At 63.9% G+C, this 19,688-nt stretch carries 19 protein-coding genes, 1 tRNA gene and 2 pseudogenes; 21 read left to right on the top strand and 1 reads right to left on the bottom strand.

Going from position 1 to position 19,688, the window contains the following annotated elements:
* Positions 1-91 precede the first annotated feature (91 nt).
* From ftsH to pstB, 7 genes and pseudogenes are all read left to right on the top strand, one after another.
* Positions 92-1,984 (top strand): ATP-dependent zinc metalloprotease FtsH, encoded by a 1,893-nt coding sequence (ftsH, locus tag AAFL97_RS13815; protein WP_341645393.1) that lies wholly within the window; start codon positions 92-94, stop codon positions 1,982-1,984.
* A 179-nt stretch (positions 1,985-2,163) separates the two neighbouring features.
* A pseudogene (gene folP, locus AAFL97_RS13810) lies at positions 2,164-2,882 on the top strand (dihydropteroate synthase).
* Positions 2,883-2,938: 56 nt separating this feature from the next.
* Positions 2,939-4,291 (top strand): phosphoglucosamine mutase, encoded by a 1,353-nt coding sequence (gene glmM, locus AAFL97_RS13805; RefSeq protein WP_341647174.1) that lies wholly within the window; start codon positions 2,939-2,941, stop codon positions 4,289-4,291.
* A 138-nt stretch (positions 4,292-4,429) separates the two neighbouring features.
* Positions 4,430-5,473: a phosphate ABC transporter substrate-binding protein PstS gene (gene pstS, locus AAFL97_RS13800; RefSeq protein ID WP_341645392.1), complete on the top strand. Its 1,044-nt coding sequence runs from the start codon at positions 4,430-4,432 to the stop codon at positions 5,471-5,473.
* Positions 5,474-5,587: 114 nt separating this feature from the next.
* On the top strand, positions 5,588-6,550 hold the full coding sequence (gene pstC, locus AAFL97_RS13795; RefSeq protein WP_341645391.1) for a phosphate ABC transporter permease PstC: 963 nt from the start codon (positions 5,588-5,590) through the stop codon (positions 6,548-6,550).
* A 13-nt stretch (positions 6,551-6,563) separates the two neighbouring features.
* Positions 6,564-7,406 carry a phosphate ABC transporter permease PstA gene (gene pstA / locus AAFL97_RS13790; protein WP_341645390.1) on the top strand — a complete coding sequence of 281 codons (843 nt, stop codon included), beginning with the start codon at positions 6,564-6,566 and terminating at the stop codon, positions 7,404-7,406.
* A gap of 56 nt (positions 7,407-7,462) precedes the next feature.
* A complete protein-coding gene (gene pstB, locus AAFL97_RS13785; RefSeq protein ID WP_341645389.1) occupies positions 7,463-8,227 on the top strand; it encodes a phosphate ABC transporter ATP-binding protein PstB in 765 nt (254 codons plus the stop codon).
* 68 nt (positions 8,228-8,295) lie between these two features.
* On the opposite strand, the gene AAFL97_RS13780 is transcribed toward pstB, so the two are convergent.
* Complete coding sequence (locus tag AAFL97_RS13780) at positions 8,296-8,541, bottom strand: DUF2789 domain-containing protein (protein WP_341645388.1); 246 nt, start codon at positions 8,539-8,541, stop codon at positions 8,296-8,298.
* A 278-nt stretch (positions 8,542-8,819) separates the two neighbouring features.
* Here AAFL97_RS13780 and tpiA point away from each other — a divergent pair, with 278 nt between their 5' ends.
* From tpiA to nuoK, 14 genes and pseudogenes are all read left to right on the top strand, one after another.
* Complete coding sequence (gene tpiA / locus AAFL97_RS13775) at positions 8,820-9,551, top strand: triose-phosphate isomerase (RefSeq protein ID WP_341647173.1); 732 nt, start codon at positions 8,820-8,822, stop codon at positions 9,549-9,551.
* Positions 9,552-9,581: 30 nt separating this feature from the next.
* Positions 9,582-9,941, top strand: coding sequence for a preprotein translocase subunit SecG (gene secG, locus AAFL97_RS13770; protein ID WP_341645387.1), 360 nt, complete (start codon positions 9,582-9,584; stop codon positions 9,939-9,941).
* Positions 9,942-10,006: 65 nt separating this feature from the next.
* Positions 10,007-10,092, top strand: a tRNA-Leu gene (locus AAFL97_RS13765).
* A 101-nt stretch (positions 10,093-10,193) separates the two neighbouring features.
* Complete coding sequence (ndhC, locus tag AAFL97_RS13760; RefSeq protein ID WP_263459897.1) at positions 10,194-10,568, top strand: NADH-quinone oxidoreductase subunit A; 375 nt, start codon at positions 10,194-10,196, stop codon at positions 10,566-10,568.
* A 3-nt stretch (positions 10,569-10,571) separates the two neighbouring features.
* Entirely contained in the window at positions 10,572-11,048 is a 477-nt protein-coding gene (locus AAFL97_RS13755; protein WP_068634794.1) for a NuoB/complex I 20 kDa subunit family protein, read from the top strand.
* Positions 11,049-11,062: 14 nt separating this feature from the next.
* Complete coding sequence (locus AAFL97_RS13750; RefSeq protein ID WP_341645386.1) at positions 11,063-11,668, top strand: NADH-quinone oxidoreductase subunit C; 606 nt, start codon at positions 11,063-11,065, stop codon at positions 11,666-11,668.
* Complete coding sequence (locus AAFL97_RS13745; RefSeq protein WP_341645385.1) at positions 11,661-12,914, top strand: NADH-quinone oxidoreductase subunit D; 1,254 nt, start codon at positions 11,661-11,663, stop codon at positions 12,912-12,914. Before AAFL97_RS13750 ends, AAFL97_RS13745 begins: the two co-directional genes overlap by 8 nt.
* Positions 12,915-12,991: 77 nt before the next feature.
* Positions 12,992-13,471 carry an NADH-quinone oxidoreductase subunit NuoE gene (gene nuoE, locus AAFL97_RS13740; protein WP_341645384.1) on the top strand — a complete coding sequence of 160 codons (480 nt, stop codon included), beginning with the start codon at positions 12,992-12,994 and terminating at the stop codon, positions 13,469-13,471.
* Between the two features lie 11 nt (positions 13,472-13,482).
* Positions 13,483-14,787: an NADH-quinone oxidoreductase subunit NuoF gene (gene nuoF, locus AAFL97_RS13735; RefSeq protein WP_341647172.1), complete on the top strand. Its 1,305-nt coding sequence runs from the start codon at positions 13,483-13,485 to the stop codon at positions 14,785-14,787.
* Positions 14,781-17,118: pseudogene (gene nuoG / locus AAFL97_RS13730) on the top strand (NADH-quinone oxidoreductase subunit NuoG). Before nuoF ends, nuoG begins: the two are co-directional and overlap by 7 nt.
* On the top strand, positions 17,118-18,167 hold the full coding sequence (gene nuoH, locus AAFL97_RS13725) for an NADH-quinone oxidoreductase subunit NuoH (RefSeq protein ID WP_263459901.1): 1,050 nt from the start codon (positions 17,118-17,120) through the stop codon (positions 18,165-18,167). Before nuoG ends, nuoH begins: the two are co-directional and overlap by 1 nt.
* Before the next feature lie 7 nt (positions 18,168-18,174).
* Entirely contained in the window at positions 18,175-18,660 is a 486-nt protein-coding gene (gene nuoI / locus AAFL97_RS13720; protein ID WP_341645383.1) for an NADH-quinone oxidoreductase subunit NuoI, read from the top strand.
* A 33-nt stretch (positions 18,661-18,693) separates the two neighbouring features.
* Entirely contained in the window at positions 18,694-19,299 is a 606-nt protein-coding gene (locus AAFL97_RS13715) for an NADH-quinone oxidoreductase subunit J (RefSeq protein ID WP_341645382.1), read from the top strand.
* 77 nt (positions 19,300-19,376) lie between these two features.
* The gene (gene nuoK / locus AAFL97_RS13710; RefSeq protein ID WP_004333802.1) at positions 19,377-19,682 is read left to right on the top strand and encodes an NADH-quinone oxidoreductase subunit NuoK; all 306 of its coding nucleotides are present in this window, start codon (positions 19,377-19,379) and stop codon (positions 19,680-19,682) included.
* Positions 19,683-19,688: the final 6 nt, after the last annotated feature.

The raw sequence follows: 19,688 nt of genomic DNA, 5'->3' as shown, positions 1-19,688 counted from the left end.
AATCGTTGCCATTGGTTTGCCCGGGGGAACGTTCGGCACTAGAATCGGTCAGTCGCGTACATGGCCGCAATGGCTTTTGAGGAACGGAACGTTGAACAATTTATTCAAAAACCTCGCGATCTGGATGGTCATAGGCGTCGTACTGATGACTGTGTTCAACCAGTTCAACACCCGCCAGGCCACGCCGAATACGATGGAGTATTCCCAGTTTCTGGAAGAGGCGAAGGCGGGGCGCATCGCCAAGGCGACGATCGACGGCCGCATGGTGAAGGCGACCACCCAGGAAGGGCGGATGATCACCGTCTATACGCCTGGTGTGCAGGACATCTGGATGGTCTCTGATCTGATGAAGTACGGTGTGCAGATCAACGCATCCAAGCCGGAAGAGGAGCAGTCCTTCCTTGCCAGCGTGTTCGTCTCATGGTTCCCGATGCTGCTGCTGATCGGCGTGTGGATATTCTTCATGCGCCAGATGCAGGGCGGCGGCAAGGGCGGCGCGTTCTCGTTCGGCAAGAGCAAGGCGCGCATGCTCGACGAATCGGCCAACAACGTCACCTTTGCCGATGTCGCCGGCTGTGACGAAGCCAAGGAAGAGGTTGCCGAACTGGTCGAGTTCCTGCGCGACCCGTCCAAATTCCAGAAGCTCGGCGGCCGCATTCCCAAGGGCGTGCTGATGGTCGGCTCGCCGGGTACCGGCAAGACCCTGCTCGCCAAGGCGATCGCGGGCGAGGCCAAGGTGCCGTTCTTCTCGATCTCGGGTTCGGATTTCGTCGAGATGTTCGTCGGCGTCGGTGCCGCACGCGTGCGCGACATGTTCGAGCAGGCCAAGAAGCAGGCGCCCTGCATCATCTTCATCGACGAAATCGACGCGGTCGGTCGCCAGCGTGGTGCCGGGCTCGGTGGCGGCAACGATGAGCGCGAACAGACGCTGAACCAGTTGCTGGTCGAAATGGACGGCTTCGAAGGCCAGACCGGCGTGATCGTGATCGCCGCGACCAACCGCCCCGACGTGCTCGACCCGGCGCTGCTGCGCCCTGGCCGCTTCGACCGCCAGGTGGTCGTGGCGCTGCCCGACATCCGCGGCCGCGAGCAGATCCTGAAAGTCCATATGCGCAAGGTGCCGATCGCACCCGACGTCGATGCGCAGGTGCTGGCACGCGGCACGCCGGGTTTTGCCGGCGCCGATCTGGCCAACCTGGTCAATGAAGCCGCCTTGTTCGCCGCCCGCGCCAACAAGCGCCTGGTGGACATGGACGACTTCGAGCGTGCCAAGGACAAGATCATGATGGGTGCCGAGCGCCGCTCGGTGGTCATGCCCGAAGAGGAACGCCGCAACACTGCTTACCACGAATCCGGCCACGCGGTGGTTGCGCGCCTGCTCGACAAGACCGATCCGGTGCACAAGGTCACGATCATCCCGCGCGGCCGTGCGCTGGGCGTGACGATGCAGTTGCCGACCGAGGATCGCTACAGCCAGGATCGCGAGCGCCTGTTGCAGACGATCGCCGTGCTGTTCGGCGGCCGGATCGCCGAAGAGATCTTCATGAAGCAGATGACGACCGGTGCATCCAACGACTTTGCCCGCGCGACCGACCTGGCCCGCCGCATGGTCACGCAGTGGGGCATGTCCGATACCCTCGGGCCGATGGTGTATGGCGAAGAGGAAGGCGAGATCTTCCTCGGCCGCCAGGTGACGACGCATCGCAACGTTTCCGAGGCGACCATGCAGAAGGTGGATGCCGAGATTCGCAGCATCATCGATCAGCAATATGCCTTGGCGCGCCGCCTGCTGGAAGAGAACAGCGACAAGGTCGAAGCGATGACCAAGGCGCTGCTGGAATGGGAAACCATCGATGCCGAGCAGGTGAACGACATCATGGCGGGCCGTCCGCCGCGTCCGCCCAAGCCGCTGGCGTCGCCGCCCAGCCGCCCGACCGACGACGCGCCGGGCGCGGCGCCGACGGCGCCGGCGCCGGCTGCCTGATGGCCTCAGCCTGATCCTCGAAACACCGACGGGCCGGATTTCCGGCCCGTTTTCTTTGGTGAGCAAGCATGTCGATCATTCAGTGCGGACGTTTCCGCCTCGACCTTTCCCGGCCGCGGGTGATGGCGATCATCAACCTGACGGACGATTCCTTCAGCGGCGATGGCCTACGGGGGGATGTGTCCGCAGCCCTGATATCGGCGGAGCAGGCGCTCGAACAGGGCGCCGACATGCTGGACATCGGCGCCGAGTCGTCGCGCCCGGGGGCGGAACCCGTGCCGGAGGCGCAGGAGCGGGAGCGCGTGCTGCGTTTCATCGAGCAGGCCCGTGGCTGGGACGTCCCGCTGTCCGTCGACACGATGAAGCCGGCGGTGATGCGGGCGGCCCTCGAGGCCGGCGCCGACATGATCAACGACATCAACGCGTTTTGCGCGCCCGGGGCGATCGAGGCCGTCGCCGGCAGCCAGGCCGGCCTGTGCGTCATGCACATGCAGGAGAGCCGCGCACGATGCAGCACGATCCCCGCTACGAGGACGTGGTCGATGAGGTCCGAGGCTTCCTCGGCCAGCGCGTGCAGGCGCTGCAGGCGGCCGGCGTGGCGAGCGAGCGGATCGTGCTCGATCCGGGCTTCGGTTTCGGCAAGCGGGTCGAGCACAACTATGCCCTGCTGCGCGAGCTGGAGCGTTTTTGCGCGGATGGTTTTGCGGTGCTGGCCGGCCTGTCGCGCAAATCGATGCTGGGCGCGGTGACGGGCCGCGGCGTCGCGGAGCGGATGCCGGCGAGTGTCGCCGCGGCCCTGATAGCCGTGCAGCGCGGCGCGGGCATCGTGCGTGTCCATGACGTGGGGCCGACCTGCGATGCGATCAGGATCTGGCAGGCAGTGCGTGGCATGTCCTGAGCGATCGCCTGCGTCCGGTGTCATAATCCGTGCTTTGTGAATCAGCCGGAGTGATGATGGGGCGCAAGTATTTCGGTACCGATGGTGTGAGGGGCAAGGTCGGCGAGGCGCCGATCACGCCCGAGTTCGTGATGAAGCTGGGTTATGCGGCCGGTGTGACGCTGGTTGCGCGCGAAAAACTGCCTGCCGGCGAGCGCCCGGCCGTCCTCATCGGCAAGGACACGCGGATTTCCGGCTACATGCTCGAAGCGGCGCTGGAAGCGGGTTTTGCCGCGGCGGGCGTCGACGTCATGCTGGCGGGGCCGATTCCGACGCCGGCCGTTGCCTACCTGACGCGGGCCTTGCGCCTGCAGGCCGGCGTGGTGATCTCGGCTTCGCACAACCCGTTCTACGACAACGGAATCAAGTTCTTCTCCGCGGGCGGAACCAAGCTGCCCGATGCGCTCGAAGCCGAAATCGAAGCCCATCTCGATGAACCGATGGGCTGCGTGGATTCCGCCCGCCTGGGCAGGGCGCGCCGGATCAGCGATGCTGCCGGGCGCTACATCGAGTTCTGCAAGAGCACCTTCCCGAACGAGCTGGATCTGCGCGGCATGCGGATCGCGGTCGACTGCGCCCACGGCGCGGCCTACCAGATCGCGCCGAGCGTGTTCCATGAGCTCGGCGCCGAAGTCCTGCCGGTCGGCGTCGAACCGAACGGGCTCAACATCAACGATGGCGTCGGTGCGACGAGACCGGAACATCTGTGCCAGGCGGTGCTGGCGCAAAAGGCGGACCTGGGGATTGCGCTCGACGGCGATGCCGACCGCCTGATCATGGTGGACCATCGCGGCGAAATCTACGACGGCGACAAGCTGCTGTACGTGGTCGCTGCGGCCCGGCATACCGAAGGCAAGCTCGACGGCGTGGTCGGCACCCTGATGAGCAATCTGGGCTTCGAGCATGCGGTCGGCCGGCTCGGCGCGCCGTTCGCCCGCGCCAAGGTGGGTGATCGCTACGTGCTCGAGATGCTGCACGAACGCGGCTGGAAGCTGGGTGGCGAGAATTCGGGCCACATCATCTGCCTCGATCGCCACAGCACCGGCGACGGCATCGTCTCGGCACTGCAGGTGCTGGCGGCGCTCAAGCAGCGGGAGATGAGCCTCGCCGACGCCTGCGCCGATCTGGTGTTCTACCCGCAGAAGCTCATCAACGTGCGGCTGCCCGCTGGCTTCGACTGGCGGGCCGATACCGGCATCGCTGCAGCGCAGACCAGGGCGGAAGCGGCGCTGGGCGACAGCGGCCGTGTGCTGTTGCGTCCGTCCGGCACCGAGCCGCTGCTGCGGGTGATGGTCGAAGGACGTGATGGCGAACTCGTCGAACGCCTGGCGCGCGAAATCGCCGACGTGGTGCAGCACGCGATCGCCTGATGGCGGAACGGTGCGGAGCATGCCGCACCGCCGCCCTGGTTTGCCATGGCCGGACGGATCTTTCCGTCCGGTGACATGAAACGCGGCTGTAACAATGCGTTGTTACCTTAGGGGCCTAGATTTCAACCCGAGGTAACGATGATGCGTTTCTCCACCAAGTTTGCCCTTGCCGCTTCTTCCGCCATTCTGTTCGCCATCAACGCGCAGGCGGCCGACATCACCGGGGCGGGCGCGTCCTTTCCGGCGCCGATTTACGCCAAGTGGGCCGACGCCTACCAGAAGGCGACGGGCAATCGCGTGAATTATCAATCGATCGGTTCCGGTGGCGGCATTCGCCAGATCACCGCGAAGACGGTCGATTTCGGTGCCTCCGACATGCCGCTGACGCCGGAGAAGCTGGCCGAAGGTGGGCTTCAGCAGTTCCCCACGGTGATCGGCGCGGTCGTGCCGGTGGTGAATCTGCAAGGCATCAAGCCGGGCGACATGAAGCTGACCGGTGAAGTTCTGGCTCAGATCTACCAAGGCAAGATCACCAAGTGGAACGATCCGGCGCTGGTTGCGCTGAATCCTGGCCTGAACCTGCCGGATCAGGACATCGGCGTGGTGCGCCGTGCCGACGGTTCGGGTACGACCTTCGTCTTCACCAACTATCTGTCGAAGGTCTCTGCCGAGTGGAAGGAGAAGATCGGTGAGGGTACCGCGGTGCAGTGGCCGGTCGGTCTGGGTGGCAAGGGCAATGAAGGCGTGTCGGCCTTCGTGCAGCGCCTGCCGGGTTCGATCGGCTATGTCGAGTACGCCTACGCCAAGCAGAACAAGCTGCCCCACGCCATTCTGCAGAATGCGGATGGTCAGTTCGTCGAACCGAACAACGAAAGCTTCGCCGCCGCGGCCGAGGGTGCAGATTGGTCCAAGTCGGCCTTCTACGAGATCCTGACCAACCAGCCTGGTGCCAAGGCCTGGCCGATCACCAGCGCGACCTTCATCCTGATGCACAAGGCGCAGGACAAGCCGTCGCAGGCGGCCGAAGCGCTGAAGTTCTTCGACTGGGCCTATGCCAACGGCGGCGAGATGGCGCTCGAGCTCGAGTACATCCCGATGCCGAAGGCCACCATCGACCTGATTCGCGCCTCCTGGGGCGAGATGAAGGACGCTGCCGGCGCGCCGATCCCTTACGCGAAGTAAGCAGGATTCAACCCCATGGTCCAACGTAGCCAACAGCCGGAGGCCCATGGGGCCTTTGGCGCTTCAGTTACTGCGGGGGGCGGCTCCCGGGCTGCCGCCCTTCCGGGTGTTTCCATGCGAGCGACCGAATTCAAGTCTTCGGCGTCGAGAAGGGCCGGCGACAAGGTGTTCAGCGGTATGGCGAAGTCCTTCGCCTGGCTGACGCTGATTCTGCTGGCGGGCATCGTCGTCGCGCTCATCTATGCATCCTGGCCGAGCATCCAGGCTTTCGGCATCGGCTTCCTGTTCTCCGACGCCTGGAATCCGCCGATGGAGGATTTCGGCGCGCTGATTCCGATCTACGGCACGCTGGTCACCTCGGCGATCGCCTTGCTGATCGCGGTGCCGGTCAGCTTCGGCATCGCGCTCTTCCTGACCGAGCTTTCACCGGCCTGGCTGCGCCGTCCGCTCGGTACCGCGATCGAGCTGCTCGCCGCGATTCCCAGCATCGTCTATGGCATGTGGGGCCTGCTGATCTTCGCGCCGATCTTCGCCCAGTACGTCCAGCCCGGCCTGCAGTCGTCGATCGGGCAGGTGCCGGTCATCGGCAAGCTGTTCGCCGGTGCGCCGCTGGGCATCGGCCTGCTCTGTGCGGGCATCATCCTGGCGATCATGATCATTCCCTACATCGCCTCGGTCATGCGCGACGTGTTCGAGGTGACGCCGCCGATGCTGAAGGAGTCGGCCTACGGCGTCGGCTGCACGACCTGGGAAGTGATGTGGGGCGTGGTGCTGCCCTATACCAAGACCGGCGTGATCGGCGGCGTGATGCTGGGTCTCGGCCGTGCGCTGGGCGAGACGATGGCGGTGACCTTCGTCATCGGCAACACCAACTTCCTCAATTCCGCGTCGCTGTTCGAACCCGGCAACAGCATCACTTCGGCGCTGGCGAACGAGTTCGCCGAAGCCGATCCGGGCCTGCATACCGCGGCGCTGATGGAGCTTGGCCTGATCCTGTTTGCGATCACGCTGGTCGTGCTGATCGTTTCCAAACTGCTGCTGATGCGACTCGCCAAGGGCGAAGGCGCCAAGAGCTGAGCGAGTGACCGACATGAATCTGCTTGCAAGACGCAAACTCACCAACAGGGTCGCCCTGACCCTGTCCCTGTCGGCAATGGCCTTCGGCCTGTTCTGGCTGGCGTGGATCTTGTGGACGGTGTTCGAACTGGGCGTGTCCGGCCTGTCGGTTGCCTTGTTCACCGAGATGACGCCTCCTCCTGGCGCCGAGAGCGGCGGTCTGCTCAACGCGATCGTGGGCAGCCTGATCCTGGTGACGCTGGCGACCCTGCTCGGGACGCCGATCGGCATCCTGACCGGCGTGTATCTGGCCGAGTATGGCCAGCATCACTGGCTGGGCAAGACCACCCGCTTCATCAACGATCTGCTGCTGTCGGCACCGTCGATCGTGATCGGTCTGTTTGTCTATGCGGTGGTGGTGGCGCAGACAGGCAAGTTCTCGGCCTGGTCGGGGGTCATCGCGCTGGCGCTGATCGTGCTGCCGGTCGTGGTGCGCACGACCGAGAACATGCTGCAACTGATCCCCAACACCTTGCGCGAAGCCGCTTTCGCCCTGGGGGCGCCGAAGAGCGTGGTGATCTCGAAGGTCACGCTGCGGGCGGCCCGCGCCGGGGTACTGACCGGCGTGCTGCTGGCGGTGGCGCGGATCGCGGGCGAAACGGCGCCGCTGCTCTTCACCGCGCTGTCCAACCAGTTCTGGACGCTGAACCTCAACGAACCGATGGCGAACCTGCCGGTGACCATCTTCAAGTTCGCCATGAGCCCCTTCACCAATTGGCAGGACCTGGCCTGGGCGGGCGTCTTCCTGATCACCATGGGCGTCCTGGTGCTCAACATCGTTGCCCGCGTCTTCCTGCGGGCCGAAAAGATCAACTAAGGATCCATTGCCAGCAATTCCGGGCCGGCAGCCGGCCCGCGACTGGAGCAGAACATATGCAAATCAACGACGCGCAAATCGAGTTCAAGGACTTCAACTTCTACTACGGCAAGTTCCATGCGCTGAAGAACATCAACTTCAAGATGGCGCGGCACAAATGCACCGCCTTCATCGGCCCGTCCGGCTGCGGCAAATCGACGCTGCTGCGCACGATCAACCGGATGTACGACCTCTACCCCGAGCAGCGCGCCGACGGCCAGTTGCTGCTCGACGGCCGCAACCTGCTGGGTTCGGACATCGACGTCAGCGTGCTGCGCGCCAAGATCGGCATGGTCTTCCAGAAGCCGACGCCGTTTCCGATGTCGATCTACGACAACATCGCCTTCGGTGTGAAGCTGCATGAAAGGCTGTCGTCGAAAGAGATGGACGATCGCGTGGAGTGGGCGCTGCGCAAGGCGGCGTTGTGGGACGAGGTCAAGGACAAGCTCCACCAGAGCGGCATGAGCCTGTCGGGCGGTCAGCAGCAGCGCCTGTGCATCGCCCGCGGCATCGCGGTGAAGCCCGAAGTCATCCTGCTCGACGAGCCGACTTCGGCGCTCGATCCGATCTCGACCGCACGCATCGAGGAACTGGTCGACGAACTGAAAACCGAGTTCACCATCATCATCGTCACGCACAACATGCAGCAGGCGGCGCGAATCTCGGATTACACCGCCTACATGTATCTCGGCGAGATGGTCGAGTTCGGCGTCACCGACGAGTTGTTCGTGAAGCCGAAAAAGAAGGAAACCGAGGACTACATCACCGGCCGCTTCGGCTGAACGGACAAAGGCGGCCTGGGCCGCCTTTTTTGCTCCAACGAAGGCCGGCACATGTTGCCGGCTTTCGCTTATGCTGAATCGTTGTTGCGCAGCGCCGCATTGAGCTGATCTACGAGTTCGGCCCAGTCGGCATCGTTCGCAAGCTGTTCGTGTAGAAACGCGGCCTGGCCTGTCGTCCAGAACGGCGCCTCGGGCAGCTTGATCTCGTCGGCGAGCGGTGCGTGCGCAGCAATGAAGGCTTCGATCTCGGCAGTCGAGTTCGGCAGCCCGAGCTGGGCGAAAAGATCCTTCAGGACGTGCACTGGCTTTTCCATGACGGTGCTCCTGCGGTGGTGAGTGACTCACGTTCGGCAGACCTGGCACGGTTTGGTTCGTGTTCGGCCGCGGTCCGGCATTCGCTACGGCCCACGCCACCAAGCATATCGGCAGGCGGGCGTGGCTCCAAGCATAGCGTCGACATGCGCGCCAGTGTGCCGTTACGGCGCGGGCGAAGGGAACCGCAGGGCGGCCCATTCGCGCGGATTTGCCGGCAGGTCGCCTGAGTCCTATAATCCTACGGTTTAGCTTTCTGCGTCAGAACGTCCGCACCATGATGAAAAAACTCGTCGCAGGCAACTGGAAGATGAACGGCAGCCTGGCTGCCAACGAAGCCCTGCTTGCGGGGCTTCGCCCGGTACTTGGGGTCGATGTCGCGCTGTGCGTTCCCTATCCCTATCTTGCCCAGCTGCAGCGTCGTCCGTCGGGTGTCGAACTGGGGGCACAGGACGTCAGCGAGTGTGCCGCGGGCGCCTACACGGGCGAAGTCAGCGCCGCGATGCTCGCGGACTTCGGCTGCCGTTACGTGATCGTGGGCCATTCCGAGCGGCGGGCCTTGTTCGGCGAGGACGATCCGACCGTCGCACGCAAGGCCTCGGCTGCGCTGTCGGCGGGCTTGGTGCCGATCGTCTGTGTGGGGGAGACGCTGGAGGAGCGCGAGGCGGGCGAAGCGCTGGCCGTCATCACGCGTCAGCTTTCGGCGGTGGGAGGCTTGCTCGGCCGGGAAGGGCTGGGCCGGCTGGTGCTGGCTTACGAGCCGGTCTGGGCGATCGGCACCGGGCGTTCGGCGACGGCGGAACAGGCCGAAGAAGTCCATGCTGCGATACGCGGCTGGCTGGCGGGGCAGGGTGTCGATGCTGCCGCCATCCGCATCCTGTATGGCGGCAGCGTGAAGCCCGACAATGCGGCGGAGCTTTTCGCGATGCCGAACGTGGACGGCGGGCTGATCGGCGGTGCGTCGCTGGTCGCCGATGATTTCATGGCCATCTGCCGGGCGGCAGGGGTCTGAGTTTTCAACGAAGTTCTTTTAGGGTTTGTGATGGGTGACTATCTTTTCTCTCTCGTGCTGACCGTCCATGTGCTGGTCGGCCTCGGCGTGATCGGCCTGGTCCTGATGCAGCATGGGAAAGGGGCCGACATGGGGGCTGCGTTCGGCAGTGGTTCGTCGGGCAGCTTGTTCGGTTCGTCCGGTTCGGCGAACTTTCTCAGCCGCACGACGGCCGTGCTGGCGACGGTCTTCTTCCTGACCAGTCTGGGACTGAGCTATCTCGCCAACGACAAGCCGGCAGCGCCGTCCAGCATCATGGAGGGCGTACAGGTGCCGTCGCCCCAGGATGGCGTTCCTGCCGTGCCGTCGGCGCCGGCCGACGATTCTGCTGCGCAGGCCATTCCCAAATAAATACGCATCCGATGGTTTGCTAGCTGTGTAAAAGATCGTATAATTAGCAGGCTTTGAAACAAAGCGCCGACGTGGTGAAATTGGTAGGACACGCTATCTTGAGGGGGTAGTGGCGAAAGCCGTATGAGTTCGAGTCTCATCGTCGGCACCATGATTACGGAGAGCGCCCGCTATTGCGGGCGTTCCTGCGCTGGGCAGCCAAAACAATAATGACAGCGTTCCTGCTGTTGAATTTGCTAGGGGGTTTTGAGCATGCTGGAAAATTACTTTCCTGTCCTGATGTTCATGCTCGTTGGGTTGGGTTTCGGTGTCGCTCCGGTGCTCCTCGGGCGGATCGTTGCTCCCTACCGTCCCGACAGTGAAAAGCTCTCCCCGTACGAATGCGGCTTCGAGGCGTTTGAGGACGCCCGCATGAAGTTCGACGTTCGCTACTATCTGATCGCCATCCTCTTCATTCTGTTCGATCTGGAAATCGCCTTCCTGTTTCCGTGGGCGACGGTTTTCCAGGAGTTCATCGCTGCCGGCGAGCACGTCTGGTTCGTGTTCGGCTCGGTGATGGTCTTTCTTGCGATTCTGGTTATCGGATACATCGTCGAGTGGAAGAACGGCGCGCTCGACTGGGAGTAAGGCATGAGCATTGAGGGTGTCTTCCGCGAAGGTTTCGTCACGACTTCGCTCGACGCGGTCATCAACTGGACGCGCACCGGTTCGCTGTGGCCGATGACTTTCGGTCTGGCCTGCTGTGCGGTGGAGATGATTCATGCCGGCTGTGCGCGGTATGACCTCGACCGCTTCGGCGTGGTGTTCCGGCCCAGTCCCCGCCAGTCCGACCTGATGATCGTGGCCGGTACCTTGTGTAACAAGATGGCGCCGGCGCTGCGCAAGGTGTATGACCAGATGGCCGAGCCGCGCTGGGTCATTTCGATGGGTTCCTGTGCCAATGGCGGCGGGTACTACCATTATTCCTATTCGGTCGTGCGTGGCTGCGACCGCATCGTGCCGGTCGATGTCTATGTGCCGGGCTGTCCGCCCACGGCCGAGGCCTTGCTCTACGGCATTCTCCAGCTTCAGAACAAGATCAAGCGCACGAACACGATCGCGCGCTGACAGGTGCCACAGACATGAGTGCCAAGCTTGAACGCCTGAGCCAGAAGCTGCGCGATGTATTCGGCGAGACGCTGCAGTCCCTGGTTGTCGACTGCGGGGAAGTGACGATCGAAGTCGCTGCCGCCGATTATCTGAACGTGGCCCGGACGCTTCGCGACCACGAAGACCTGCATTTCGAGCAACTGATCGACATTTCGGGTCTCGACTATTCCACTTACGGCAATGCGAGCTGGGAGGGCAGGCGCTTCGCTTCGTCCGCGCACCTGACCTCCATTCGCCACAACTGGCGCCTGCGCCTGCGGACGTTTGCCGACGACGACGCTTTCCCGGTGCTGGATTCGGTCGTGGATGTCTGGCCGAGCGCGAACTGGTTCGAGCGCGAGTCCTTCGATCTGTACGGCATCATGTATGCCGGCCACCCCGATTTGCGTCGCATCCTGACCGACTACGGCTTCGTCGGTCATCCGTTCCGCAAGGACTTCCCGGTCTCGGGTTACGTCGAAATGCGCTACGACCCGGAGCAGGGCAGGGTCGTCTATCAGCCGGTCACCATCGAGCCGCGCGAGAACACGCCGCGCATCGTGCGCGAAGAGAACTACGGGGACGTCGGCCATGGCTGAGATCCGCAACTACACGATCAACTTTGGTCCGCAGCACCCGTCGGCCCACGGCGTGCTGCGTCTGGTGCTCGAACTCGACGGCGAAGTCGTCGAGCGCGCCGATCCGCACATCGGCCTGCTGCACCGCGGTACCGAGAAGCTTGCCGAAACGCGCACCTGGGTCCAGTCGGTACCGTACATGGACCGCCTCGACTACGTGTCGATGATGTGCAACGAGCACGCCTACTGTATGGCCATCGAACGCCTGCTCGGCGTCGAGGTGCCGGAGCGTGCGCAGTACATCCGCGTGATGTTCGACGAGATCACGCGCATCCTGAACCACCTGCTCAACATCGGCACCCACGCGCTCGACATCGGCGCGATGACGATGGTGCTCTACACCTTCCGCGAGCGCGAAGACCTGATGGACGTCTATGAGGCGGTCTCGGGCGCACGGATGCACGCGGCCTATTACCGGCCGGGCGGCGTCTATCGCGATCTGCCCGAGCGGATGCCGAAGTACGAGGTCAACAAGTTCCGCAACGAGAAGACGGTGCGCGAGCTCAACGCCGCGCGCGACGGTTCGATGCTCGACTTCATCGAGGACTTCACCAACCGCTTCCCGACCTATTGCGACGAGTACGAAACCCTGCTGACCGACAACCGGATCTGGAAGCAGCGTACCGTCGGCATCGGCGTGGTTTCGCCGGAGCAGGCGCTCGCCTGGGGCTTCACCGGCCCGATGCTGCGTGGTTCCGGCATCGCCTGGGATCTGCGCAAGAAGCAGCCCTATGAAGTCTATGACCGCATGGATTTCGACGTGCCGATCGGCAAGAACGGCGACTGCTACGATCGCTACCTGTGCCGCATGGAAGAAATGCGCCAGTCGAACCGCATCGTCAAGCAGTGTGTGGACTGGCTGCGCAAGAATCCCGGCCCGGTCATCACCGACAACCACAAGGTGGCGCCGCCTTCGCGCGAGGACATGAAGTCCAACATGGAAGAGCTGATCCACCACTTCAAGCTGTTCACCGAAGGCATCCATGTGCCCAAGGGCGAGGTCTATGCCGCGGTCGAGCACCCCAAGGGCGAGTTCGGCGTGTACGCGGTCTCGGACGGCGCGAACAAGCCGTACCGCCTCAAGCTGCGGGCACCGGGCTTCGCGCACCTCGCGGCGATGGACGACATGACCCGCGGGCACATGATCGCGGACGTCGTCGCCATCATCGGCACGATGGATGTCGTGTTCGGCGAGATCGACCGCTGAGGTCGGACCGCTTCCCGCGCCATGGGCGTGACATCGGCTAACAAGAGTCGGCAGGCTATCCGGAAGATCAAAACGAAATGCTGAGCCAGGAATCCTTGCAACAGATCGATCGAGAGATCGCCAAGTATCCACCAGAGCAGAAGCAGTCTGCCGTGATGGCGGCGCTGCGCATCGCGCAGGTCGAGAAAGGGTGGCTGCCGAAGGAACTCATCGAGTTCGTTGCCCGCTATCTCGAGATGCCGCCGATCGCGGCCTACGAGGTGGCCAGCTTCTACAACATGTACGACCTCGAGCCGGTGGGGCGCCACAAGATCACGGTGTGCACGAACCTGCCCTGTGCCTTGTCCGGCGGCGTCCATGCCGCCGAGTACGTCAAGCAGAAGCTGGGAATCGATTTCAACGAGACCACGCCCGACGGCAAGTTCACGCTGAAGGAAGGCGAGTGCATGGGTGCCTGTGGCGATGCGCCTGTACTGCTGGTGAACAACCACCAGATGTGCAACTGGATGACCACGGAAAAGATCGACCAGATGCTGGCGGACCTGGACAAGAAATGAGCACGCAAGGAATGATCCTCGCCGGCTGTGACGGCGACCGCACCTGGCGGCTCCAGGACTATGTCGCGCGTGGCGGCTATTCTGCGCTGAAGAAGATCCTCGCCGAGAAGACGCCGCAGGACGCGATCATCGCCGAACTGAAGACTTCGGTGCTGCGCGGCCGGGGCGGCGCGGGCTTCCCCACCGGTCTCAAGTGGAGCTTCATGCCGCGCGCCTTCCCGGGCGACAAGTACCTCGCCTGCAACTCGGATGAAGGCGAGCCGGGGACGTTCAAGGATCGCGACATCCTGCGCTACAACCCGCACAGCGTCATCGAGGGCATGATCATCGCGGCCTACGCGATGGGTGCCGCCCGCGGCTACAACTACATCCACGGCGAGATCTTCGAAGTGTATTCGCGCTTCGAGGAGGCGCTGGCCGAAGCGCGCGCCGCCGGCCTGCTCGGCCGGAACATCCTCGGTACCGACTTCTCCTTCGAGCTGTTCGCCCATCACGGCTACGGCGCCTACATCTGCGGCGAGGAAACCGCGCTTCTCGAATCGATCGAGGGCAAGAAGGGCCAGCCGCGCTTCAAGCCGCCGTTCCCGGCGAGCTACGGCCTCTACGGCAAACCGACGACGATCAACAACACCGAGACCTTTGCCTCGGTGCCCTTCATCATGAACATGGGCGGCGAGGCCTTCCTGAACCTCGGCAAGCCCAACAACGGCGGCATGAAGCTGTTCTCGATCTCGGGCCACGTCAATCGTCCCGGCAACTACGAGATTCCGCTCGGCACGCCGTTCTCCGAACTGCTGGAGATGGCCGGCGGCATGCGCGGCGGCCGCAAGCTGAAGGCGGTGATTCCGGGCGGTTCGTCGTCGCCGGTGGTGCCCGGCAACATCATGATGGACTGCACGATGGACTACGACTCGATCTCCAAGGCGGGATCGATGCTGGGTTCCGGCGCGGTCATCGTCATGGACGAGACCACCTGCATGGTGAAGGCGCTCGAACGCCTGTCCTATTTCTACTTCGAGGAATCCTGCGGCCAGTGCACGCCGTGCCGCGAAGGCACGGGCTGGCTCTACCGCGTGGTGCATCGCATCGAGCACGGCCTCGGCCGCGCCGACGACCTCGAACTGCTGAACTCGGTCACCACCAACATCATGGGCCGCACGATCTGCGCCCTGGGCGATGCTGCCTCCATGCCGGTGCAGAGCTTCGTCAAGCACTTCGGCGCCGAGTTCGAGTACCACATCGAAAACAAGAAATGCCTCGTGCCGCCTGATGTGCAGTACGCTGGCAGTCAAATCTACGTGAGCCCGTCATGCTAGAGATCGAAATCGACGGCAAGCAGGTCCAGGTCGACGACGGCAGCACCGTGATGGATGCCGCCGCAGCCGCCGGCGCCTACATTCCGCACTTCTGCTATCACAAGAAACTGTCGATCGCGGCCAACTGCCGGATGTGCCTCGTCCAGGTCGAAAAGGCGCCCAAGCCGCTGCCGGCCTGTGCGACGCCGGTGACCAACGGCATGAAGGTGTGGACGCACTCGGAACTCGCCGTGAAGGCCCAGAAGGGCGTCATGGAGTTCCTGCTGATCAACCACCCGCTCGATTGCCCGATCTGCGACCAGGGTGGCGAATGCCAACTGCAGGATCTGGCCGTCGGCTATGGCTCGTCGGCTTCGCGCTACCAGGAAGAGAAGCGCGTCGTCTTCAACAAGAACCTCGGCTCGCTGGTGTCGACCGACATGACGCGCTGCATCAACTGCACGCGCTGTGTCCGCTTCACCGCCGAGATCGCCGGCGAGATGGAACTCGGCCAGGCCTTCCGCGGCGAGCACGCCGAGATCATGCCCTTCATCGAGAAGACCATCGACTCGGAGCTGTCGGGCAACATCATCGACCTCTGCCCGGTGGGCGCGCTGACCTCGAAGCCGTTCCGCTTCGCCGCGCGTACCTGGGAGCTGTCGCGGCGCAAGTCGGTGAGCCCGCACGATTCGCTCGGCTCCAATCTCATCGTCCAGACCAAGCACGACGTGGTCAAGCGCGTGCTGCCGCTGGAAAACGAAGAAATCAACGAGTGCTGGCTGTCCGACAAGGATCGTTTCTCCTACGAGGCGCTCAACAGCGACGAACGCCTGACCGTGCCGATGATCAAGCAGGGCGGCGAGTGGAAGCGGGTCGACTGGCAGGCGGCGCTCGAATTCGTCGCCAACGGCCTGCGCGGCATCGCCAAGGACCACGGCCCGGCTTCGATCGGCGCGCTCGGTTCGCCGCACGCCACCATCGAAGAGCTGTATCTGCTGCAGAAGCTGGTGCGCGGTCTGGGTTCGACAACGTCGATTTCCGCCTGCGCCAGTCGGACTTCCGTGCCGACGGCAAGTGCGGCGGTGCGCCCTGGCTGGGCATGCCGATCGCCGGCGTCAAGGAGCTGGATCGCCTGCTGGTGGTCGGCAGCTTCCTGCGCAAGGATGCACCGCTGCTGGCGCAGCGTGTCCGCCAGGCGGCGAAGAAGGGCCTGCAGGTGAGTGCGCTTGGCCCGAATGCCGAAGAGTGGCTGCTGCCGGTCAGGAATCGTGCCCTGGTCGCACCCTCGGCCATGGTGCCGGCGCTGGCGCAGGTCGTCGCGGCGCTGGCCGAAGAGAAGGGCGCCGAAGTCTCGGTGGCGCTGCGCGGCAAGCTGCCGGTGCAGGTGTCGGACGAAGCGCGCGCGATCGCGAAGAGCCTGGCCTCGGGCCGCAAGCCGGCGGTCTGGCTCGGCAACCTGGCCGTGCAGCATGCCCGCGCCAGCGAACTGCAGATGCTCGCCCAGGAAATCGCCCATCTCACCGGCGGCGTTTTCGGCTTCATCGGCGAGGCGGCCAACAGCGTCGGCGGTTATCTGGCCGGCGCGGTGCCGGCGAACGGCGGCCTCGACGCCGCGGCCATGATCGAGCAGGCGCGCAAGGCCTATGTCGTGCTCGGCGCCGAACCCGCCTTCGATTTCGCCAATCCTTCGGCGGCCGCCGCCGCGCTGGATCCGCCCAACTGGTCGTCGCCCTGAGCGCCTTCGATTCCGAGTCGCTGCGCGGCGTCGCCGACGTGATGCTGCCGGTCGCGCCCTTCAGCGAGACCTCCGGCACCTACGTGAATTGCGAAGGTCGGGCGCAGAGCTTCAACGCCGTCGCCCGCCCGCAAGGCGAGACGCGGCCGGCCTGGAAGGTGCTGCGCGTGCTGGGCAACCTGCTGTCGCTCGATGGCTTCTCGCAGAACGATTCCGAAGCCGTGCGTGCCGAAGCGCTGGGTGAGGATGTGGCGTCGAAGCTCGGCAACAGCATCGAGGGCATCATCGTCGACGCGGCCGAAGCTCCGGGCGGAGCGCTGGAACGCGTCACCGACGTACCGATCCATTTCGCCGATCCGATCGCCCGCCGTGCCGAGGCCTTGCAGAAGACCCGCGATGCCAAGGCGCCGACGGCGCGCATGGCGCCTGCGACGTTTGCAGCACTGGGTATCGCCGACGGCGACCGTGTCCGCGTGAAGCAGGGTTCGGCGTCCGCGGAACTGGTCGCGCAGGCCGACCCGGCGCTCGCCGCAGCCTGCGTCAGGATCGCGGCCGCGCACATATCGACCGCGACGCTCGGCGCGATGAGCGGTGAATTGAGCTTGGAGCGTGCCTGATGGAATCGATGCTGCAACCCGTCGCCGACTTCTTCGGCCCTGCCTGGCCCGCAGTGTGGACGCTGGCCAAGATCGTCGCGATCATCGCGCCCCTGATGATCTGCGTGGCCTACCTGACCCTGGCCGAGCGCAAGGTCATCGGCTACATGCAGGTTCGTATCGGCCCCAACCGCGTCGGTCCGAAAGGCCTGCTGCAGCCGATCGCCGACGGCGTCAAGCTGCTGCTGAAGGAAATCATCGTTCCGAGCAGCTCCAACAAGGGGCTGTTCATCCTCGGCCCGATCCTCGCCATCGCGCCGTCGCTGGCGGCCTGGGCGGTGGTGCCCTTCGATGACGGACTGGTGCTGGCCAACGTCAATGCCGGCCTGCTGTTCCTGCTCGCGATCACCTCGCTGGAAGTCTATGGCGTGATCGTCGCCGGCTGGGCGTCGAACTCGAAGTATCCCTTCCTGGGCTCGATGCGCGCGGCCGCGCAGATGGTGTCCTACGAAGTGTCGATGGGCTTCGCGCTGATCTGCGTGCTGCTGATCTCGGCCAGCCTGAATCTGAGCGACATCGTCACCTCGCAGGGGACCGGCATGTTCGCCGACATGGGCCTGGGCTTCCTGTCGTGGAACTGGCTGCCGCTGCTGCCGATGTTCGTCGTCTATCTGATCTCGGGCATCGCCGAAACCAACCGCGCGCCCTTCGACGTCGTCGAAGGCGAGGCCGAGGTGGTGGCGGGCCACATGGTCGAATATTCGGGCATGGCCTTCGCGCTGTTCTTCCTCGCCGAATACGCCAACATGATCCTGGTCTCGATCCTGACCTCGGTCCTGTTCCTGGGCGGCTGGCTGTCGCCGGTGGGCTTCCTGCCGGACGGCTTCCACTGGCTGGCGATCAAGACCGCCGCGATTCTGTTCATCTTCCTGTGGGCACGTGCGACTTTCCCTCGCTTCCGCTACGACCAGATCATGCGCCTGGGCTGGAAAGTGTTCATCCCTGTGACCCTCGTGTGGGTGTTTGTGGTGGCGGTGTGGTTGATGTCGCCGCTGTCGATCTGGAGTTGAGAAGACCATGGGTGCCAAGGATTACATCGGCAGTCTGTTCCTGAAGGAATTGGTCAAGGGCATGGCCCTGACCGGGCGGCATTTCTTCCAGCGCAAGATCACCGTCCAGTTCCCCGAGGAAAAGACGCCTCAGAGCAACCGCTTCCGCGGCCTGCATGCCCTGCGCCGCTATCCGAACGGCGAGGAGCGCTGCATCGCCTGCAAGCTGTGCGAAGCGATCTGCCCGGCGTTGGCGATCACGATCGAGTCCGAGCAGCGCGACGACGGCTCGCGCCGCACCAGCCGCTACGACATCGACCTGACGAAGTGCATCTTCTGCGGCTTCTGCGAGGAAGCCTGTCCCGTCGATGCCATCGTCGAAACGCGCGTGTTCGAGTACCACGGCGAACAGCGGGGCGATCTCTACTACACCAAGCAGATGCTGCTGGCTGTGGGGGACCGCTACGAAGCGCAGATCGCGGCCGACCGCGAGCAGGACGCCAAATACCGCTAACGGACGGCGCCCCGCGCGCCATGAGTCAAGAACATGGAATTCAAGACCTTCGTCTTCTACTTTCTCGCCGTGATCATGGTGTTCGCGGCGCTGAGGGTGATCACCGCCCGGAACCCTGTGCATGCCGCGCTGTTCCTGGTGCTGACTTTCTTCAACGCGGGCGGCATCTGGCTGCTGCTGCAGGCGGAATTCCTCGCCATCACGCTGGTGATGGTCTACGTCGGCGCGGTGATGGTGCTGTTCCTGTTCGTCGTGATGATGCTGGACATCAATCTCGACCGCATCCGCGAGGGTTTCTGGAGCTATCTGCCCGTCGGTGCGCTGGTCGGCATCCTGATGCTGATCGAAATGGTGATGGTGCTCGGCGGCTCCTACTTCGGGCTCGAGGCGATGCCCGCGCCGCCGCCGGCGGGCGAGAGCTTCAGCAACACCCGCGAACTCGGCCGTGTGCTCTACACCGACTACGTCTATCCGTTCGAGCTGGCTTCGCTGGTGCTGCTGGTGGCGATGGTCGCGGCGGTCACGCTGACCCTGCGCAAGCGCAAGGGCATCAAGGGTATTCCGGCCTCCGAGCAGGTGGCGGTCAAGCGCGAAGGCCGTGTCGAGCTGGTCAAGATGCAGGCCGAGAAAGACGACTGAAACAGAGAAGACTGAAACAGCACGCGAACACAGAAACGCACCGGTGAGGCGCCGGTGCGATCAGGGAGTCACCACAGATGCTTTCGCTTTCCCACTACCTCATCCTGGGCGCGATCTTGTTCGCGATCAGCGTTGTCGGGATCTTCCTGAACCGGAAGAACCTGATCGTGCTGCTGATGGCCATCGAACTGATGCTGCTTGCGGTGAACATGAACTTCATCGCCTTCTCGCACTATCTGGGCGACATCGCCGGCCAGGTTTTCGTTTTCTTCATCCTCACGGTCGCCGCGGCGGAGTCCGCGATCGGCCTCGCGATCCTGATCGTCATGTTCCGCAACATGCGCACGATCCACGTGGATGATCTGGACAGCCTCAAGGGTTAAGGAAGC

The organism is Thauera sp. SDU_THAU2 (genome assembly GCF_038260575.1).
GTDB lineage: Bacteria > Pseudomonadota > Gammaproteobacteria > Burkholderiales > Rhodocyclaceae > Thauera.
This window is presented reverse-complemented; position numbering and strand designations above follow the sequence as displayed.

What these genes read in the sequence shown, in the direction of transcription:
- AAFL97_RS13745 (WP_341645385.1), top strand. Translation starts at nt 11,661, where the DNA reads ATGGCTGAGATCCGCAACTACACGATCAACTTTGGTCCGCAGCACCCG.
- glmM (WP_341647174.1), top strand. Translation starts at nt 2,939, where the DNA reads ATGGGGCGCAAGTATTTCGGTACCGATGGTGTGAGGGGCAAGGTCGGC.
- nuoF (WP_341647172.1), top strand. Translation starts at nt 13,483, where the DNA reads ATGATCCTCGCCGGCTGTGACGGCGACCGCACCTGGCGGCTCCAGGAC.
- nuoK (WP_004333802.1), top strand. Translation starts at nt 19,377, where the DNA reads ATGCTTTCGCTTTCCCACTACCTCATCCTGGGCGCGATCTTGTTCGCG.
- nuoE (WP_341645384.1), top strand. Translation starts at nt 12,992, where the DNA reads ATGCTGAGCCAGGAATCCTTGCAACAGATCGATCGAGAGATCGCCAAG.
- AAFL97_RS13750 (WP_341645386.1), top strand. Translation starts at nt 11,063, where the DNA reads ATGAGTGCCAAGCTTGAACGCCTGAGCCAGAAGCTGCGCGATGTATTC.
- ndhC (WP_263459897.1), top strand. Translation starts at nt 10,194, where the DNA reads ATGCTGGAAAATTACTTTCCTGTCCTGATGTTCATGCTCGTTGGGTTG.
- pstA (WP_341645390.1), top strand. Translation starts at nt 6,564, where the DNA reads ATGAATCTGCTTGCAAGACGCAAACTCACCAACAGGGTCGCCCTGACC.
- AAFL97_RS13715 (WP_341645382.1), top strand. Translation starts at nt 18,694, where the DNA reads ATGGAATTCAAGACCTTCGTCTTCTACTTTCTCGCCGTGATCATGGTG.
- pstB (WP_341645389.1), top strand. Translation starts at nt 7,463, where the DNA reads ATGCAAATCAACGACGCGCAAATCGAGTTCAAGGACTTCAACTTCTAC.
- tpiA (WP_341647173.1), top strand. Translation starts at nt 8,820, where the DNA reads ATGAAAAAACTCGTCGCAGGCAACTGGAAGATGAACGGCAGCCTGGCT.
- nuoH (WP_263459901.1), top strand. Translation starts at nt 17,118, where the DNA reads ATGGAATCGATGCTGCAACCCGTCGCCGACTTCTTCGGCCCTGCCTGG.
- AAFL97_RS13755 (WP_068634794.1), top strand. Translation starts at nt 10,572, where the DNA reads ATGAGCATTGAGGGTGTCTTCCGCGAAGGTTTCGTCACGACTTCGCTC.
- pstC (WP_341645391.1), top strand. Translation starts at nt 5,588, where the DNA reads ATGCGAGCGACCGAATTCAAGTCTTCGGCGTCGAGAAGGGCCGGCGAC.
- nuoI (WP_341645383.1), top strand. Translation starts at nt 18,175, where the DNA reads ATGGGTGCCAAGGATTACATCGGCAGTCTGTTCCTGAAGGAATTGGTC.
- AAFL97_RS13780 (WP_341645388.1), bottom strand. Translation starts at nt 8,541, where the DNA reads ATGGAAAAGCCAGTGCACGTCCTGAAGGATCTTTTCGCCCAGCTCGGG.
- secG (WP_341645387.1), top strand. Translation starts at nt 9,582, where the DNA reads ATGGGTGACTATCTTTTCTCTCTCGTGCTGACCGTCCATGTGCTGGTC.
- pstS (WP_341645392.1), top strand. Translation starts at nt 4,430, where the DNA reads ATGATGCGTTTCTCCACCAAGTTTGCCCTTGCCGCTTCTTCCGCCATT.